The 17,935-nt window shown below is 28.9% G+C and carries 16 protein-coding genes, 1 tRNA gene and 1 pseudogene; 16 read left to right on the top strand and 2 right to left on the bottom strand.

From position 1 onward, the window contains the following. The first annotated feature begins 2 nt into the window (after nt 1-2). Complete coding sequence (locus JM82_RS01410; protein ID WP_145000554.1) at nt 3-1,913, top strand: M56 family metallopeptidase; 1,911 nt, start codon at nt 3-5, stop codon at nt 1,911-1,913. Nucleotides 1,914-1,984: 71 nt separating this feature from the next. Here JM82_RS01410 and JM82_RS01415 read toward each other — a convergent pair whose 3' ends face one another. Then, complete coding sequence (locus tag JM82_RS01415) at nt 1,985-3,952, bottom strand: endonuclease (RefSeq protein WP_145000556.1); 1,968 nt, start codon at nt 3,950-3,952, stop codon at nt 1,985-1,987. Between the two features lie 548 nt (nt 3,953-4,500). Here JM82_RS01415 and JM82_RS01420 point away from each other — a divergent pair. The 15 genes and pseudogenes from JM82_RS01420 (at nt 4,501) to JM82_RS01490 (ending at nt 16,875) form a co-directional block, all read left to right on the top strand. Then, entirely contained in the window at nt 4,501-4,653 is a 153-nt protein-coding gene (locus JM82_RS01420; RefSeq protein ID WP_145000557.1) for an SsrA-binding protein, read from the top strand. A 65-nt stretch (nt 4,654-4,718) separates the two neighbouring features. Further along, nucleotides 4,719-4,792: transfer RNA gene (locus JM82_RS01425), tRNA-Arg, on the top strand. Between the two features lie 287 nt (nt 4,793-5,079). After that, nucleotides 5,080-5,205: a hypothetical protein gene (locus JM82_RS16490; RefSeq protein ID WP_261375241.1), complete on the top strand. Its 126-nt coding sequence runs from the start codon at nt 5,080-5,082 to the stop codon at nt 5,203-5,205. Next, a pseudogene (locus tag JM82_RS01430) lies at nt 5,171-5,548 on the top strand (tyrosine-type recombinase/integrase); the annotation flags it as partial. The gene JM82_RS16490 and the pseudogene JM82_RS01430, both read left to right, overlap by 35 nt. 157 nt (nt 5,549-5,705) lie before the next feature. Then, nucleotides 5,706-6,098, top strand: a complete 393-nt coding sequence (locus JM82_RS01435) for a hypothetical protein (RefSeq protein ID WP_186439165.1) — start codon at nt 5,706-5,708, stop codon at nt 6,096-6,098. Nucleotides 6,099-6,150: 52 nt separating this feature from the next. Next, nucleotides 6,151-7,008: a hypothetical protein gene (locus tag JM82_RS01440; RefSeq protein ID WP_145000563.1), complete on the top strand. Its 858-nt coding sequence runs from the start codon at nt 6,151-6,153 to the stop codon at nt 7,006-7,008. 202 nt (nt 7,009-7,210) lie between these two features. Then, on the top strand, nt 7,211-8,665 hold the full coding sequence (locus JM82_RS01450) for a hypothetical protein (RefSeq protein WP_145000567.1): 1,455 nt from the start codon (nt 7,211-7,213) through the stop codon (nt 8,663-8,665). Nucleotides 8,666-8,837: 172 nt separating this feature from the next. Beyond that, nucleotides 8,838-9,611: a hypothetical protein gene (locus JM82_RS01455; RefSeq protein ID WP_028284042.1), complete on the top strand. Its 774-nt coding sequence runs from the start codon at nt 8,838-8,840 to the stop codon at nt 9,609-9,611. Between the two features lie 272 nt (nt 9,612-9,883). Beyond that, on the top strand, nt 9,884-10,732 hold the full coding sequence (locus tag JM82_RS01460) for a hypothetical protein (RefSeq protein ID WP_145000569.1): 849 nt from the start codon (nt 9,884-9,886) through the stop codon (nt 10,730-10,732). Between the two features lie 216 nt (nt 10,733-10,948). Further along, a complete protein-coding gene (locus tag JM82_RS01465) occupies nt 10,949-11,554 on the top strand; it encodes a hypothetical protein (protein WP_145000571.1) in 606 nt (201 codons plus the stop codon). 151 nt (nt 11,555-11,705) lie between these two features. Continuing rightward, a complete protein-coding gene (locus tag JM82_RS01470) occupies nt 11,706-12,503 on the top strand; it encodes a hypothetical protein (RefSeq protein ID WP_145000573.1) in 798 nt (265 codons plus the stop codon). Between the two features lie 174 nt (nt 12,504-12,677). After that, complete coding sequence (locus JM82_RS01475; protein WP_145000575.1) at nt 12,678-13,340, top strand: hypothetical protein; 663 nt, start codon at nt 12,678-12,680, stop codon at nt 13,338-13,340. Nucleotides 13,341-13,491: 151 nt separating this feature from the next. After that, nucleotides 13,492-15,015 carry a hypothetical protein gene (locus JM82_RS01480; RefSeq protein WP_145000577.1) on the top strand — a complete coding sequence of 508 codons (1,524 nt, stop codon included), beginning with the start codon at nt 13,492-13,494 and terminating at the stop codon, nt 15,013-15,015. Nucleotides 15,016-15,166: 151 nt separating this feature from the next. Beyond that, entirely contained in the window at nt 15,167-16,243 is a 1,077-nt protein-coding gene (locus JM82_RS01485; protein WP_145000579.1) for a DUF4238 domain-containing protein, read from the top strand. Nucleotides 16,244-16,395: 152 nt separating this feature from the next. Continuing rightward, nucleotides 16,396-16,875 carry a hypothetical protein gene (locus JM82_RS01490; protein WP_145000581.1) on the top strand — a complete coding sequence of 160 codons (480 nt, stop codon included), beginning with the start codon at nt 16,396-16,398 and terminating at the stop codon, nt 16,873-16,875. 509 nt (nt 16,876-17,384) lie between these two features. On the opposite strand, the gene JM82_RS01495 is transcribed toward JM82_RS01490, so the two are convergent. Beyond that, the gene (locus JM82_RS01495; protein ID WP_145000583.1) at nt 17,385-17,930 is read right to left on the bottom strand and encodes a hypothetical protein; all 546 of its coding nucleotides are present in this window, start codon (nt 17,928-17,930) and stop codon (nt 17,385-17,387) included. Between the last annotated feature and the right edge of the window lie 5 nt (nt 17,931-17,935).

Consider the following 17,935-nt stretch of genomic DNA (forward strand, 5'->3'; position numbering starts at 1 on the left):
ACATGGATTATTATATAAAAGGGACTGCCATAATAATACTTTTTTACAGCTGTTATAAATTGTTTTTACAACGCGACACTTTTTTTCAAGCCAACCGTTGGTTTTTACTAGTAGGTCTATTTGCAGCAACAATACTACCTGTTATAGTGATACCTATTTACATACACTATACACCTACACAAATAAACCTTCAAAACAACCTTCAAAACAACCTTCAATTTACTTCGTTACAATCGACTACAGCAACAAATTTTGATATTTGGTCACTAGTTCCTGTTTTATACATCATAGGATTTCTTTTTATCTTAGCAAAGGTGTTACTTCAATTTTTATCATTATACAAACTGTTTAAAAACAAAATGCAGATCAAAGAAGGTCCTTTTATATTTATTCAAACTAAAACACCAACAGCACCTTTTTCTTTTTTTAATCGCATTGTTATTAATAGCAATCAATTTACCAAAACAGAGCTTGAATATATAATCACCCACGAGAAAATTCATGCTTCGCAATATCACTCTATTGATATTATACTAATACAATTAGCCTCTATCGTGTTCTGGTTTAATCCGTTTATTTGGTGGTATAAAAAAGAAATTCAACAAAATCTAGAATACATTGCAGACCACCAAACACAACAAAAGATAAAGTGTCCAAAAAGCTATCAAACAGTTTTGTTAAAAGCCAACTTAAATCAAAATCAATTAGCTTTTACTACTAATTTTTATCAATCATTAATCAAAAAACGAATTATTATGCTACAAAAATCAAAATCAAAAAACAGTAATTTATTAAAACTCACTATCGTGTTACCTTTTTTAGCGTTATTTCTAATGAGTTTTAATACAAAAAAAGTATATATCGCTAATGCGGAAATACAACAAAATCCAACTATTAACGAAACATTTATAATCACCTACAAGTCTACTGACCAACAGCTTGAAAATATTAAAAATAAGTTAGAAGACCAGTTAGACGGAATAAAAATTAAATTTTCAGACATTAAAAGAAACCAAAATAATGAGATCATAGCTTTAACAATAGCCACAAAAAATATAAATCAAATAGATTTTACAAAACATATCACTTTTAATAAATTAGACAGTACACCCATAAATAACACTACTTTACAAATTGTAAATAACCAGCTATTAGTAAGTGATGACAAAAATGGATCTGTAGTTGCTATATCAAAAAATTGGACCACAACATCAACAACGACTCCATTAATTACAGAACAAGTTAGCAATAAGACCAACACAATACATACCCAAGATAATGGTGACAATATTAAACTAATAATAGAAAACACAAACCAAGAAAGCAACATATCAAGCTATAAATTTCAAGCCACAAATAATGGAGAAGAAAAAAGCAAGCTTGTCATAGAAGAACAAAGTAACACACCCTTGCTTGTTATAGATGGTCAATTAACAAACAAAACTATTAGCTCTTTAAAGACAGAAGAAATAGCAAAAATGAGCATATTAAACGAAAAAACAGCCATTACAAAATATGGTTCAAAAGGAAATAATGGAGCAATAGAAATTACAACCAATAGCAAAACCACTGAACAAAATAGCAAATGGATAATTGGTGAAAAAGTTGAAACAACAAGCTTATTCTATATTAACGAAGAGGATGCTTCAAAAAACAAAAGCACATTACATGTTGATAAAAACACACCTGACTTGGTTTTAAACCAGCACAAAGCGTTTTTAACAAGTCAAAAAATAGATATCCAATTCTCAACCATAAAACGCAATAGTAAGGATGAAATTATCAAAATTAAAATCTCAACAAAAGACAAAAAAGGAAATAAAACTAAAACGACTTATCAATCTAATAAAGGAATAAGTCCTATAGAAATAAATTTAGATGGTACAGGAGAATTAGAAATAAATTCAAAATAAGTTACCAAATAAATCTATTAATAAAAAAGCCCAAACTATATGTTTGGGCTTTTTACTGTATAGCATAAATACTATTCTACAATTATTTTTTTTGTAATACGTTTATCTTCAGTTTCAATTACAACCATATATAAACCGCTTGCTAGTTTTAAATCAATATAGCTATTATTAATAACCGTTTGTGATAAAACAGCTCTTCCTTCCGAAGAAAAAATTGACAAATCATACATTTGATTTTCTCCTGAAATAAATAATTTATCTGTTACGGGATTTGGATATAGTTTTAAAGTTTTAGTTGTAAAATCAGCAACACTTAAAGACTGATTCCATGTGTTACCAACTTGATTGCCCCAAATATATTCAACCAAATCAGGTTGATCAATAAAAGGGTTTCTATTTACCTGCCATTCATAAACCACATTGTTTCTGTTCATTTCAAAATCATCTGGCGGATCGTTTCTATGCCAATCTAAAAGCGTCGCTAAATCACCCATTTGACCTGATACGCTAGGATAACCGTTTACAACACTTAATCCATTATAACGGATTTGCATATACAAAACACTTCTAGCAACATCACCTTTAAAGCTTCCTGCTGTACCTGCAGGTCCATTGTATTCTCCGTAGTGTTGATTTCCTCTAGAACTGTTTTCTGGTCCATCTGCAGCACGCAATGCGTGTCCATCACTATTACCATGACGTAGGGAATCTGCTGTGGTATTCCAAAACACATCTTTACCGTCTCTAAAGTCATCTAAATCAATACTATTGTAACCTGCTAATGACCTTGGAAAAGTATGTTCTCTATTCCAAGTACCTGTATTATTAGATGTTGTCTGATAGTCTAACTTTGGACGACCAATCTCAGAGTATACTAGCCAAACCTGATTACTATTAGCAGGATTTTGGTCTGCTGCTTCTAAAATATCTATTATATCAGAATAGGTTTGCGCTTTAACCACGCCTTCTTCTGCAACGATGTCTTGCAAAGCTTGCTGTAAAGCAACTCCAGATAAGCCATATAAACTATCATAATAACCAGCAGGTTGAGTACTAGACACAATACCATAAGTTGGGTTTAAAGGTGTTCCAAACGGAGCAACAACAAAATCATTATCCACAACTCTCACTTCTAAGTTATTGTTAAGCGCAATATAAACCGTAGGCAAACTAGAAATCACAATTTTTAAAACCTCATCACCTTCATCTAAAACATCGTCTATTAATGTGATCGTTGTAGAAATAGTATTTTGCCCTAATGGCAAAACTACAGATGTACTTCCTGAAAAATCAGAGGTATTAAATCCTCCATTATTTAAAGTAAAATCAATAGTTAAATCAGAATCCACATTTTGCTCTGTAGTAAAAGTAATATCAAAAGCAGCTCCTTCGTCAACTTGCGTTTGCGTTACAGATGTTAACACACCATTTAGTATAATACCGCTTCCATCATTTAATGCTCTTGGTGTTGGCACTGTAGACACATAAGTTACACTATCTGGATTACCCAAACCGTCATCAAAACGCTGAATTGAATTTGTATTATTTCCAGAACCCTCATTAATCTGCTCAGTCACACCAAGCAATGCCATTAAACCTGTATCATCAGAATCCGCAGTATCATAAACTAATGCATCCACTAAATTAGTCTGTGTAGCTAAAGTCCCTTCCGGAAAATCAGTATCATCACCTAAATATACAGCCACAGCATCTGGACCATTTTGAATAAGATTAGCTGGTATAATTAACTGAGGAAAAGGAGAAACACCTGTACTACCAATTAATAATAAACCATTAACATCGGTCGTATAACCATCTAAGTCTAAGGCAAAGTAACTTGAATCTCCTCCAGATGCAGAACCATTAAACAGCACAACGACATATCCATCTAAAGAAAAGTTAGGCGTACTTGATAGCAGCTCTATAAATTCTTGATCATCAATTCCTGGTGTATCAGAGTCTAACTCGTTTATAACAACAGATTGAGAGTACCCTATTGCCGAAATAAGTATAATAAAAAGTAAAGTAATTTTTTTCATCCAATTATTTTTTTTGCAAAGATAGCAGATATTATTAGCTGACCTTTTAAACAATAGTTAATTAACTTTTTAATAATCAAAAATAATCAAAACCTCTTTTTTGATTTAAAAACATAACAAAATCCCCTAGAAAAAAAATATACTATTAAAAAAAGCCCTACATAGATATCAAATAGAAACCATAAAATAACTTTACAACTACAAATTAAAACCTTAATGAAGACAGTTAATAAAATATTGAAATAGATTAGATCTTTTTACTTTAATAAGTAAAGTCAAATGTATAGATATAACCTTTTTTGCTTGGAGAATAATATCTAAAAAATATATCTTCAAAAAACAATCCTGAAAAGTATTGCTATTATTAACCCTTAAACTTAAAATTATGCTAACAATCGCCCAATTAGTAATCGATATTATAACATCGATTATACTTTAAACCAAAAAAATGTAAAACTTAGTCTAGAATAGGTTTTACTATTTTTAAATATTAATGGCTATTTGGCTATCAATTACTAAAGCAATAATTTTGAATTTAAATTTAAATTATGAAAAAAGCAGGATTCAAGCTTTTAGCAAAGCTCAATAAGCTTATACTACCAAGTTACACGAAACAAAAATTAGACCTCAGCAAAGCCACTAAAATACAGTTGGCAATTTTTGGATGGAAGGTATTTGTTACAAAAAACGCATTAAATTAAATTAATTCATCAAAAAGTTTTGATGTTATTATAAAAAAGTAATATATTTGCACCCACAAAAAAAAGGCCTCGTGGCGCAACTGAATAGCGCACTTGATTACGGCTCAAGAGGTTACTGGTTTGAATCCAGTCGAGGTCACTACTAAAACCAACACTTTACAAAGCTTTTGTAAATGTTGGTTTTTTTATTTGCAGAATATTTGCAGAATTTCAACCACTTAATATTTATTTTAAAGCTTAAATCTAAAGTTTTTTAGAACACTTTTAGAACCCTTACTAATTTTTCCTTCTTAAGAACTAAATAATATTATTTTTATTTTATCTACTCTTACCACACGGTAATTGTATTATGATGAAAACCTTAATGGTTAATCAATATATATTTATATTATTATAGACTAATTTAAGAGTTATAGTAAAACATAGATGAACGCAGTAAAAATAGAAGAAGCAGTATACGAAATTGCATTACAGCCATTTGAAGCTAAAGAATTTCCTTTTTCTTTTTTAGAAGCTTTTGGTAATAAAAGTTTTAGGATCCAAAGGAAATAAAGATCGCTACACTTTATTATCCCATAGCATATTACAAGATTTAAGACATTATTTTAAGCAATACCAACCAAAAGACTATCTATTTGAAGGTGTTAGAGGTCAAAAATATAATGCAAATAGTGTTTACAAAATTGTAAGTAATGCAGGTGTAAAAGCAGGAATAAAAGTTAAAGTTTCTCCGCATGTTTTAAGACATAGTTTTGCAACGCACCTCCTGGAATCTGGTACAGATTTAAGATACATACAGATACTACTTGGCCATAACTCGTCAAAAACCACAGAAATTTACACTCATGTTGCCACAAATACTTTTAACTTAATAAAAAATCCGTTAGATTTGTAGGTATATATAACAGGAATAAACTCCCTTGGGAGTTTATTCAATTGTTGTGCGCAATTTGAGAAAAACGCATCATCTAATAAAGTCATAGGAAATTAATTTAATAAAATCAGAATTCTAATTTATATAAAGTCAAGTGAAAATTTTTAATGTTATCTTTTTGGGAGAAGCTTGGAGCGCTTCGCAATTTCTGCTTTTTATGGTAGGTTTTATAATTGTTATGTCAGTAGTTATTACTCTAATTTCTACAGGAGTTGATAAATCAAAAGAAATCGCCAAAAATGTAAAAACCAAAATAGAACAAAAAAAACAAGAAAATGTATTGAATGAAAACATTAAAATGAGTATCCGTGAATATCAAGATTCTAAAAATAGTTTTCAATATTTTTCCGACAATAGACTTTTAAATATTTACGACCAGTTTCAAAGTGGCCTAAAAAAATCAAATATGGAACAATTAGCATTAGAAGAAGAATTAGTTAAGAGAAAGCTGATTAACCATTCACCTATGCACGAAAAATTATATGCAATTAATAAAGACATTTTTAAGTGAAAATTTCGAAATATATCCATTAAACAAAGCTAAATTTTAAAAATATAACCAAATGAATTCTGAACAAAAAATAAAAATCCTATCTGAAAAACTTGAGGATGAAATAATAAATTCACTACGAGAAAAGGCAGACGATAACCCAATGAAAGGAACGCCTCTTGAGAGTATGTTTTATCTTGAGATAATGAATAATACAACTAAAGAATTCAAGAATTTTTTAAATGGTTCAAAAGTAAAATTTGATTTAACTAATGAGGACATAGAAAAAATCGGTTCTAAAGGCTATACTGCTGTATATTCTAAATTATTTGATGAAAATTCAGAGGAAGACATTGAGCAAGATGATGAATATCCATCAACATCACAGGAAGAATTAGAAGAAGATGAAAAAAAAATAAAACTTCTATTTTATCAATTTTGTTTTGATGAAGAAGTTACTGAACTCTTCATTGAAGATAGTCAAAATAACAGAGTAATTAGACAAAGAATGGCAGAAACAACAACTATAAGTGAATCAATTACATATAGTCTTTTTAAAAGTTATTTAAAAAAATCTAATATAGAATTTACAGAGACTGATATTACTAAATTTCGTTATAAAAATTTTGAATTTAGATTAATGGTCGACAGAGTTGTTATTGGTGATGATTCTAATTATTTAGAGATTTTAACGAATGATTTTAGTGACATTCCAAATGAAGATGATTTACCTCTAGCATTAGCAAATAATTTCGTCGTTTATGTAGAAAATTTTAAGCCAAAATTTTTATATGCAGTTATAAAAGACCCATTTTTAGGAAAATATGCATTAAGAAAAATTGCAACCAAAGGTATTAGCTCAAATGTTACATTTATGAGAAATAATGAAAGAGACACGATTGTAGACGCAGTACTTGAATATAATAACTAATGAATAAAAAACTGCGCACAACAATGGCTATAAGTAATTGCTGGTTTTCGCCTACTTCTGAAAATCCTCGCGGATTTTCAGTTTGGTGCGTACTTGCAAAGTTAAGTGCTAACCCACGCAACTACTCATAGCCAAAACCGTTGGCAACAATATTCGAAAGACAATTCTGCATTCAATAACTTAACTCAAAAAATATAAATTTATGAAAAAAATTATTTTACTTATAGCGATTACTTTTACATTTCATATATCTAATTCTCAAAATATTAAAACAGAGAATGTGGCACCAGAAATTGAAAACACTCTATATTCTTTTTTGTTAAATGACAATTTAATTAATGTACAGAGTTATGAAGAAAATAACTCTCGAGGTTATAATATTTCTATATTGGATAAAGATTTAAAGACTATTAATTCTTCCAAAATTGAATCATCAAAAAGTGTATTACATAACGTTTCCTTTAAAAACGGGAAATTGTTACTATTAATACAAGAAAACAATCAAAATAATTTATCGATTGATTATAATGTTATTACGATAGACGCGAACGATTTAAGTCAAACGAAAAAAAAATTATATTCTTTAAATTCAAGTAATCATAGTACTATTAGTCGCTTTTTTTATCAAAATTCAGAACTTGCACAAATGGGTAGGTTTGATGCCTCCAAGGATAATGATTATTTTTCACTATCAATTGAATCCAGAATTAACAATGAAAAAACAAAGACTATTACAGTTTTATTTTTAAATTCTGATTATGATTTACTCTTCAAAAAACAAAACAAATTTGAATGGAAAGAAAACGATGAAAGATTTCAATATAGGAGTAGTTTTATTAATAGTAACACAAAAAGTCTATACGTATTAAATTACAGGTTTGGTGGAGACTATAAATTAGAATTAATTAATAGTAATGGTTATATAATTAAAGATTTTGACTTTGAAAATAAAATGTTCAAGAGATTGAGTATGAATGGAGATAAAGATAATTTCTATTGTCTTGGCTTCTATTTTAGTGATGATAAAAAAGTAAAAGACGGAATATTTTATTCAAAATTTTCAAATGATTTAGAATTAATAGAAGAGAAAAACATTAGTTATTCAAAACAATTATTGGAAGAAGACCAAAGTAAATCACAAAAGAAGAAAGGCTTTAGTTCATTAAAATCTAAAGTCGGAGTTGACGTGAATAAAATTTTAATGAATAATAATAATTTGTACGTGTTTGGTGAATTAAGATTAAATTTATTCAATGGAGGAACAGTCTATGAAGATATTGCAGTTATTTGTTTAGAAAATAATGGAGAGTTAAAATGGAGTCGATTAGTAGATAAAAGTCAAAATTTAGATGATTTTAATTACACTTCGTATAAACCTTTTTTTGTTAAGAATAATCTTCATTTGCTATTTAATAGTTCTTTGAGTTTAGAAAATATAAATATTGATAAAAAATCACCAAAACCTTACACTGGTCAAAAACTCACTTTATATTCTGTTAACTTTAATGAACAAGGAGAGTTTGAATACAAACAACTAACTAATAAAAAGACTGATTTTAATTATATAGTATTAGAATCAAATCAATTAGAAAACGAAAAAATCGTACTTTTTGGAAATCGGAAAAAGGAGAATAAAATAATGACTATTGACTTTTAATTAACATTCGACAAAATACTGTTGCCAACACCGTATATAATTTATTGCTAGTTCTAGCCTACTTACGAAAATCCTCGCGGATTTTCTATTCGGTTTTTATTTACTAAATTAGGTGCTTAAACACGCAACAAACCATATACAAACACGTTACAAGCAAGCTAAACACTAAAATATGACAGAATTTACCGAACGATATAAAAAATTGTCGAACGCAGAATTATTAGAAATTTTAGCAAACTCAAAAAATTACCAACCAATTGCAGTTGAAACGGCGGAAAAAGAATTCGAAAACAGGAATTTATCTAAAATAGAAATAAATAAGGCTAAATCAGAAATAAAATCGAAGCAGGAAGAAAAACTAAATATAATTGAAAAAAGAAGGCAAACTGAAGTTAAAGTAAAAGAGACAGCTTTCAAGTTTTTCGACACGATAAATCCAATTCAAAACGAAATTCAAACGCCCGAAAAAATAATAAGGTTAACTACTCTTATTATCGGAGGATTAGCAATCTTCAGTATATTTAAACAATTTAGTATGCTTAAATATATGTTTACTGATGGTCTTGACAAATGGGATTTAGGTATGTTAGAATATTTCTTTCCTTTAATCCTTTTGCCATTATCCATTATTCTATTTTGGAAACGAAAAAAAATTGGTTGGATTTTATTATCAATCTTTTTGAGTTATTCAGCAGTAAATTCACTCATATTTTTTTTTAAGAATTTAGGTAGACAACCATCAGGTATTCCTGCTCTCGAATCATTATTCCCATCAGTTTCGCCAATTGTTTATTTAATGAATTTATTGTTTTTTGGCGGAACACTTTGGCTAATTTGTAAAGAAGATTTACGACACATTTATAAAATATCTAAACAGACAATGTTTCTAACAATCGTACTAACAACAGTTATAACCTTAATTTTAATTTACGCAATTATCGGATAATGAATATAATTTTCAGCATTTTTAAATGGATTTTGATAATATTATTTTTTCCGTTATCATTAATTTTTGTTGCCTACTACAAGCAGAAGAAGTCAAAAAAAGAATACTATCAACGTGAAAGAAAAGCCAGCTTGTAACACCGTGTATAATTAATTGCTTTGGTCGTTGATTATTTGGAAAATTCCTTCGGAATTTTCTCGCGTTCGTTTTTGTTTACTAAATTAGTTGCTGAAACACGCAACTAACCATACACAAAACCGTTAGCATTTATTATGAAAAAAAACATTGTGATTTTATTTATACTTGTTCTTTCATTGAGTTCTTGCCATTCTCAAATTCCGATTGAAAAATTTCGTGCAGAAATCGAGAAGTTAGATACGGAAAAAGAGATAAGCGAGTATTGGAACAAACTGCATAAAATTGACCAAGAAATTTTAGTTAACACACTTGATTTAAGAATTGCTGACAGTATTTCAATATCGAATATGATTAAAACTACCTTAATTTTTGATATTCACAAAACAAAAGGATATAACTCAAATGGAAATAGTGGATTTGTTCCAATTCTCAACCTTTCTCATAACCGCATAGGACAAAGCCAAATAGCTTATTGGCCTATAATTGAAAAGTGTTCCGAAATTGGTGGAGCTATCGAGAGTTTTGGAGGAAAATATCCTGCATATCAACTCGAAAGTGTATCGCTAACTTTTTACAATTACTCACTATTCAATCAAGAAGAGAAATATCCAACCCTCGTAAGTAAATTAAGTGAAATAGAAACTGTAGATATTATTGAGGAACTTCTAAAATCATTCCAACACCAAAATGATTTGCGCAAATTGAGTGAAGTTGAAGTCCTAAATAGTTGGTATCGACAGTCATTCAAAGACCGAATTGACGAAGGCGAATTTTCCATTGTAAAAATGTCAGATGATAATTTGTATCTAAAAAAATACGGGCGAATTCAAAGACTTGAACTTTTAAAAACAAAGAGTAAATCAAAAGAGTATAGAATTGAAAACGAACCTTTTGGCTGGAAATATGATTATGGCGAAGATGGAAGTTTAAGTTTAATTGACGAAAAAGATAATGAATTAATAAAATACACTTTGGTAAAATAACAAATGCTAACAACGTATATAGCTCATAGCTAATTAGTTACTTAAACGAAGTTACGGCATATTTGGAAAGTCACCAAATTTTTAAATTTGACGATTTCCAATAAAAAAGATAAATAATAAAATTTAAAAATCTGGCTTGTGCTAAATCGAAAATAATAGCTAATTTACACGCTACGAGCCATATACAAAACCGTTGTAAACAAGCTGAAAAAACATATGAACTTCATAAAGAAACTCTTCGGAAAACAAAAAAATAATGATGTCGAAAATTTTATTGTGGCCACTTTAAATGATAAAATTATGCCAATTGACAGAGGAGAAATTTATGAAGTCCCTTTAGAGGAATTGCTAAAAGCAAACGGAATTGGAGAAGTAACAGGTGGAGGAACAATGCAATTGAAATCAGGAGAACTTGAATATTGCGATTTAGAAATTAAACTAAAATCAAACGAAATAAATGAAAATGATATTCAGTTAATAATTAAAAAACTGGAGGAACTCGGAGCGCCTAAAGGGTCAAAATTGACAATAGAAAAAACTGACCAAAAAATAGAATTCGGACAAAAAGAAGGATTAGGAATTTACATTGACGGACAGAATTTAGACCCAGAAGTTTACAAAAACTCTGATATTAACTTTGTGATTTCGGAAATAAAAAAGTTGACTAATGACAATTCAGAAATCACAAAATATTGGGAAGGCGGAACTGAAACTGCTCTTTATTATTACGCAGATTCGTTTACTGAAATGAAAGAATCAATTATGGAGTTTGTAAATTCCTATCCATTATGTAAAGGAGCAAGAATTGAACAAATAGCATAAAGCCAGTTTACAACAACGTGTATAATTAATTGCTTTGGTCGTTGCTTATTTGGAAAATTCCTTCGGAATTTTCTCGCGTTCGTTTTTGTTTACTAAATTAGTTGCTTAAACACGCAACTAACCATACACAAAACCGTTGTAAAACATTTGAATGAAAAAGACTTTAGAATATAAAATATTGAAATTTTTATCCGAAAATAACAACGGAGATTTTATTAAAATAGACCATTTAGAAGACGATAGTAAAAAATTAAAGAACTCTAAAAATCATCTAATAAAACAAAAATACATTAAAGAGGTTTTAAAGCCCATAATGAAAGGAAGTCGTATAAGTTATGTTGATCCCAAATATAAAATTGAGTTTTCTGGAATAGAATATCTTAAAAGTTTTGATGAAAAACCTTTGACTAAATATCAGAAAATATATTTACCTCTATTTATTTTATTTGGTCTTTGTTCATTGTTTTTAGGAGTTTTAAGTTTCTCTCTAAATAAAGATAACAACTCTTTAAAATCTGATTTCGAATCTTTAAAAATTCAATCTAAAGCATATAAAGATTCTCTCGATATATTAAAAAAGCACATAAATAATGATAAGACTAATTCTATAGTTAATACATCACAAACCGAAAATTTAAGTGATTTACAATTAGAAAGTATTCCGCAAGGAAAATCGACTTATGGACTATATTTTGCAGAATTTGACGGACGAATGGAAAATCTACCTGTTGATATTATAATAAATGGAAATAAAATCATTGTTTATAATAACAAGAAAAATCCTCTTACTGGTGGAGAAATAATAATAGAAGGAATTTTATTAAAACACAAGTCTGGTAAATGGATTATCGGAGAAACGGAAACTGACCGAAATGTAGAGGAAATTGGAGGTTGTTCTGGTGGACCAACACCAATCGATTTTGAAACAAAAATTATAGAATGGTGTTAAAAAACGTTTTACAACACCGTGTATAATTCATTGCTAGTACTCGCCTACTTACGAAAATCCTCGCGGATTTTCTATTCGGTTTGTATTTGCTAAATTAGTTGCTGAAACACGCAACGAAATCATACACAAACACGTTGTGGGCAATTAAAATCAACCGATAGAAATTAAGACTGAATGAATAAAATTTTTAAAATATTACCCTTTCTTCTACTTACAGTTATTGGATGTAAAGCACAGGACAAAGAAACTTCTGATTTTATTCCAAAAGGTTATGTGGAGTTTGAAAAATATTTTGGAGACCTTAATAAAGACGGACAAGATGATTGTGTTATTGTAATTAAACAAACTGACACAAATAATATTGTTACAAATCGATTTGATAAAAAAGTTGACAGAAATAGACGTGGAATTATAGTCTTATTTAAAAATGGAAAAGGTTTTGAACTTGCCGACAAAAATTATAATTGCTTTTCGTCAGAAAATGAAGATGGTGGAGTTTATTTTTCGCCAGATTTATGGATTGAGATTAAAAACGAAAAACTGTATGTTCATTATGGACACGGCAGATATGGATATTGGGAATATACTTTTCGATTTCAAAACTCGAATTTTGAATTAATTGGATATGATTCAAGTAGTAATCGTGGACCAGTAACAAGTACAGAAACAAGTATTAACTTCTTGACAAAAAAGAAATTAATCAAAGAGAATACAAATGAAAATGCGGAAGGTGGAGATGAGATATTTAAGGAAACTTGGAATAATATTGAAATAGAAAATCTAATCAAACTATCTGAAATAAAAGACTTTGACGAATTAGATATGTATAATTATTAAATAAAAAACTGCCCACAACACCGTATATAATTTATTGCTAGTTCTAGCCTACTTACGAAAATCCTCGCGGATTTTCTATTCGGTTTTTATTTGCTAAATTAGGTGCTTAAAACACGCAACAAACCATATACAATCACGTTGCCAGTAATTTATGAAAACCGTATTCCAAATATTAATATTGATTTTTACAACAGTTTCTTGTCAAACACAAGAAATCGATGTGAATTATGAAAATATTGAAATAAATATTCCTGGAAAACCTGGACCTTGGATTAAATATGATGGGAATTACTATTGTTATTTTGAAACTGACAATGACAAATTTAGTTCAGGCTCAAAACATCAATTTTATATCCTCGATAGAAACGGAAAAATCGATAAAAGAATTGATGTACCTAAAGTACTTCAGACCTTTTACTACGATTTATACATAAAAAATGATACTATATTTACTACTGAATATTATGACCATAACACTTTCTATCTTGACCAAAATAAAAATAGTTGGGTAAAAACTAAAAAAGGTATTGACTTGTATTACGAGGATAATAATTATTCAGTTTATTCTCTAGAATTTGGAGAATGGGGAGGAGTAACTTGGTTTAAAGATAAAGTAACTAATAAACAATATGAAGTTGGTGCAACAACACCAATTGTAAATAAATTGAACAATGCGTATTATCTAACATCAGGTAAATCCATTTTAAAAATTATAGACCCGAAAAAATTAGATAAAAGCAAAGAACCTTACGATTATAAAAAAGCAGTTATTGATGAAAGATACCACAGAGAAGGTAGTAATTCTATCAATGGTGCAGAAATTATATATGAATATAAAAATGATGATTATTTTAACCCTAAATTCTCTTTAGCGACTTCATTCGCTGCCAACAATAAACTGTATCATTTATATAAAGACAGTATTTCCACAAATATCGGAGTAGTAAAAAATGATAGTCTTATTCCAATTTATACTTTTAAATCTAAAATTCGTCCATTTAAATGGTATTACGACTCAAGAAATCCAATTCAAAACAATGATTACCAAACAGTTCAATTTCAAACAGACAGCGAAAATAATTATGGAATTATCGAAATTAACGGTAAAAGTTTTAATGTAATAAATTTCAAAAATACTTATAGGGAACCTGTTTTTGGAAAAGTTGAACTCACAGAATGGTTTGAAAATACTTTTGATTTTTACTACTCAAATTTTAATAACTTACATCTTGACAAAATAGATAAAATCGAACAGAATTTAAATGCTACTGACCTTACTCAAAGTCATAAAATATCACACTTCTTACTGGATGGTAAAGATGTTGAAACACCTAGAATTTACAGAAAAATTGAAAGCTCTGAATTAAGCCTAGTAACTATGTATTACTATTCCAGAAAAGATAAAACAATAGAACTAATTGAATTTGAGTGGGAAAAAAATAAAAACAATAATTTTGAAGATATAATTAACTCAACATCTGAGGAATCAAAAATAGAAACCTTATATGAATCAAAGTTTGATTGGATTTCAAATTATCTTCAAAACAAAATCGGAAAACCTACTAGTTCTATATCTGAAAAAAGTAGTGTTGAACAGAAATGGATAATAGACAATCTTACAATAGGACTAAAATATAATAAACGTAAATTGGAATTAAGAATGTATAAAAAATAAAAACTACTGGCAACACCGTATAAAAATAATTGCGGTTTAGTGCTTAATCAAAGGTCGTTGCGTGTTTGTAACGTCTGAATTTCCTTCGGAAATTCCTCGCATACAAACCCGCAACTATTCTTATACATAAACGTTAGCTTTAATTTATCCAATGATAACTGAAAAGAAAAATCAGCATTATATACCTAAGTTTTATTTAAGGAACTTTTCCTACTATAAGAATAAAAAACAAATTGGTGTTTATAATCTAAAAAGTTCGTTTTTCATACAAACAGCAAAGTTAAAAACTCAAGGTTCTAAGAACTTTTTTTATGGACACGATGGTGTAATTGAAGATAAACTTTCATTTATTGAGACATATTTGGCAAAATCTATAAATACAATAATTTCTGAAGAAAAATTACCACTCCCCAAATCTGAAGAATATTACTTTTTACTAAATTTTATTACTTTAACAAACCTAAGAAGCCCTACCTCATTAGACACCATTAAACAAATGTCTAATAGTATGAAAAGTAAGTTAAACTCACTTGACCCATCATTCATTGATGGAAATCAATTAGGCAATATTAAAGACGAGGATTTAATTCGATTATTACTATCGATGTCTGCCGAAACACTTCTTATAATAACAGATTTAAAAGCAAAATTAATTATTAATAATACAAAAACAGCTTTCATTAGTTCTGATTTTCCAATAATTAAATACAATCAATTTCTAGAAAAACGAAAAGTAGGATTCTCAAAAACAGGGTATGGTTTAATTGGCTTACAAATTTTATGTCCAATAAGTGAAAAACTTGCTGTAATTCTCTATGATGACAATATATATAAAGTTGGTAATAAAAGAGATAAAAATCTAATCATCGAAAAAGAAAAAGACATAGATTCAATAAATCTATTACAATTTATTAATAACGGTAATACTATTTTTTTCACTGAAAAGACATCAAAAACATACCTTGATAAAATCCATAATAAATCTAAGAAATTTAAAAAAGCTAATCAGGGAATTGCTGAACTTAGTTATATTATTAAGGAAGGGGAAAATCCTGAAGAGGTAATGAAAAACAAAGAAAACCTTATAATAACAGGTGCCACAGATTGCGAAACAAATTTAGAATTAGAAGGCTTAAAAATACATTCAAAAGGAAAAGCAATAAGGCATATTAAACATAATCAATTAAGAAAACACCCTGAATTTCTAATACGAATGAAAAAAAACTAAAGCTAACAACGTATAAAAATAATGCGTAGATTAGTGCTTAATCAAAGGTTAGTGCTGTTTTGTTACGTCTGATTTTCCTTCGGAAAATCCTCGCATCCAAAACCGCACTATTCTTATACAAGACCGTTAGGGCAAATTAGTCACCAAACCGAATGATAGAGTCAATATTAGATTTTTTTGTCGCAATTGCTGACCTTTTTTATGAATTAAAATTCTGGAAAAAGAAAAAAGCAAGGCGGAAATTTGAAAAGGAAAACAATCTACCAAAAAAGGTAATGATTCATCCTTACTTGAAATTTTTCGGAATATTTATAATAATAATATTTACTGCAAGGTTATTTTTCGAAAATTTTTTATTTTCTAATAATGGAGAATCAAGAACAACGGAGAAAATTGCTGAAATTGAACAGATTCTTGAAAATGAAAAAAACTCTCTAGGAATTTATCCTGAAAAACTGAATACAATAATTCGGAATAATCCTTTAAGAAAAAGTATTACGTTTGATTATTGGAATAACGAGTTTTTTTATGAACAGATTGAAAATGGACTTGGCTACGTTCTTATTTCTAAAGGCAAAGACGGAATTTTAAAAACTGAAGACGATATTAACGGAAATAAAAACTTGCCCTAACAATGTATATAATTTATTGCTAGGTTCTAGCCTGCTTACGAAAGTCCTCGCGGACTTTCTATTCGGTTTTTATTTACTAACTTAGTAACTTGATCACGCAACAAACCATATACTAAACCGTTGCCTACAATTGCAACGCTCAATTCAAAACGTATAAAACCGAATATAAAAATCACTGATTTTAAGCTAACTTTATTAGTCTTTAGCTAAAATAAAGTACACAGTTAACTAAATTCAGAATTTTAGCCAGATAATGTAAAAAAGTATGGTTTTCCGATATTCACTCAAACGCAATATTGACGCAAACCGAGTTAGCTTGTGGCTCAAAAAAAAGTAAAATTTAAAAACTGTAGGCAACACAGCATATAAAAAATTGTTTACTTTAGTGTCTAAATTATGGAAGTTGTTTATTTACTTACTGCTGAAATTCCTACGGAATTTCATTGCTCGTAAACACAACTTTCCATATGCAACACGTTGTGTGTAATTTAAAAACCGTGTTCCATAAGTTAACTTTTGCTCAATTTCAACATCGCTTTTGACACACTTAAAGCACTTTTATCATATTCTTCATGACCATAACCATGTTTTTCATTTAAATCATAAAATTCTCTATAAATGACAAATGGATTTTGTGATTCGCCAACCCACTTAACAATAATATCTAAAATTTCATTCATTACTGGCTGAAAAGTCATTCTTCCGTCAGATTTTCTAATTCCATTATTATCAGACTTACGTTTTCCTGAATTAAGGAAAATGTTTTTTTCATCATAGATTATATCTCTTACTTCTTTAAATTCTTTTCCTTTTGGTAAATAATCCATCAATAATTTACGAATCCCTTTATAATAAATATTATACTTTTCTTCAGGATTTTCAAAATCTTTACCTATCAGTTCTCGCAACTCATCTATTTCCTCAATATTTCCTTCTACAGAATTTATAGTTAATTGCCTTCCTACCTTTTCATTTGCTTGCTGTAAAAGTTCCATTCGTTCTAAATCAGCCTCTGACAGCTCTACTTTTTTCTTTAGGTCTTTATCTTTTGCCATAATAA

Source organism: Olleya sp. Hel_I_94, from assembly GCF_007827365.1.
Taxonomy (GTDB): Bacteria; Bacteroidota; Bacteroidia; order Flavobacteriales; family Flavobacteriaceae; genus Olleya.

Excerpts from the sequence above, each read along its gene's own strand:
- JM82_RS01490 (WP_145000581.1), top strand. The coding sequence starts at position 16,396 with ATGATAGAGTCAATATTAGATTTTTTTGTCGCAATTGCTGACCTTTTT.
- JM82_RS01450 (WP_145000567.1), top strand. The coding sequence starts at position 7,211 with ATGAAAAAAATTATTTTACTTATAGCGATTACTTTTACATTTCATATA.
- JM82_RS01475 (WP_145000575.1), top strand. The coding sequence starts at position 12,678 with ATGAATAAAATTTTTAAAATATTACCCTTTCTTCTACTTACAGTTATT.
- JM82_RS01470 (WP_145000573.1), top strand. The coding sequence starts at position 11,706 with ATGAAAAAGACTTTAGAATATAAAATATTGAAATTTTTATCCGAAAAT.
- JM82_RS01455 (WP_028284042.1), top strand. The coding sequence starts at position 8,838 with ATGACAGAATTTACCGAACGATATAAAAAATTGTCGAACGCAGAATTA.
- JM82_RS01415 (WP_145000556.1), bottom strand. The coding sequence starts at position 3,952 with ATGAAAAAAATTACTTTACTTTTTATTATACTTATTTCGGCAATAGGG.
- JM82_RS01465 (WP_145000571.1), top strand. The coding sequence starts at position 10,949 with ATGAACTTCATAAAGAAACTCTTCGGAAAACAAAAAAATAATGATGTC.
- JM82_RS01495 (WP_145000583.1), bottom strand. The coding sequence starts at position 17,930 with ATGGCAAAAGATAAAGACCTAAAGAAAAAAGTAGAGCTGTCAGAGGCT.
- JM82_RS01480 (WP_145000577.1), top strand. The coding sequence starts at position 13,492 with ATGAAAACCGTATTCCAAATATTAATATTGATTTTTACAACAGTTTCT.
- JM82_RS01460 (WP_145000569.1), top strand. The coding sequence starts at position 9,884 with ATGAAAAAAAACATTGTGATTTTATTTATACTTGTTCTTTCATTGAGT.
- JM82_RS01485 (WP_145000579.1), top strand. The coding sequence starts at position 15,167 with ATGATAACTGAAAAGAAAAATCAGCATTATATACCTAAGTTTTATTTA.
- JM82_RS01440 (WP_145000563.1), top strand. The coding sequence starts at position 6,151 with ATGAATTCTGAACAAAAAATAAAAATCCTATCTGAAAAACTTGAGGAT.
- JM82_RS01420 (WP_145000557.1), top strand. The coding sequence starts at position 4,501 with ATGAAAAAAGCAGGATTCAAGCTTTTAGCAAAGCTCAATAAGCTTATA.
- JM82_RS01410 (WP_145000554.1), top strand. The coding sequence starts at position 3 with ATGGATTATTATATAAAAGGGACTGCCATAATAATACTTTTTTACAGC.
- JM82_RS16490 (WP_261375241.1), top strand. The coding sequence starts at position 5,080 with ATGAACGCAGTAAAAATAGAAGAAGCAGTATACGAAATTGCATTACAG.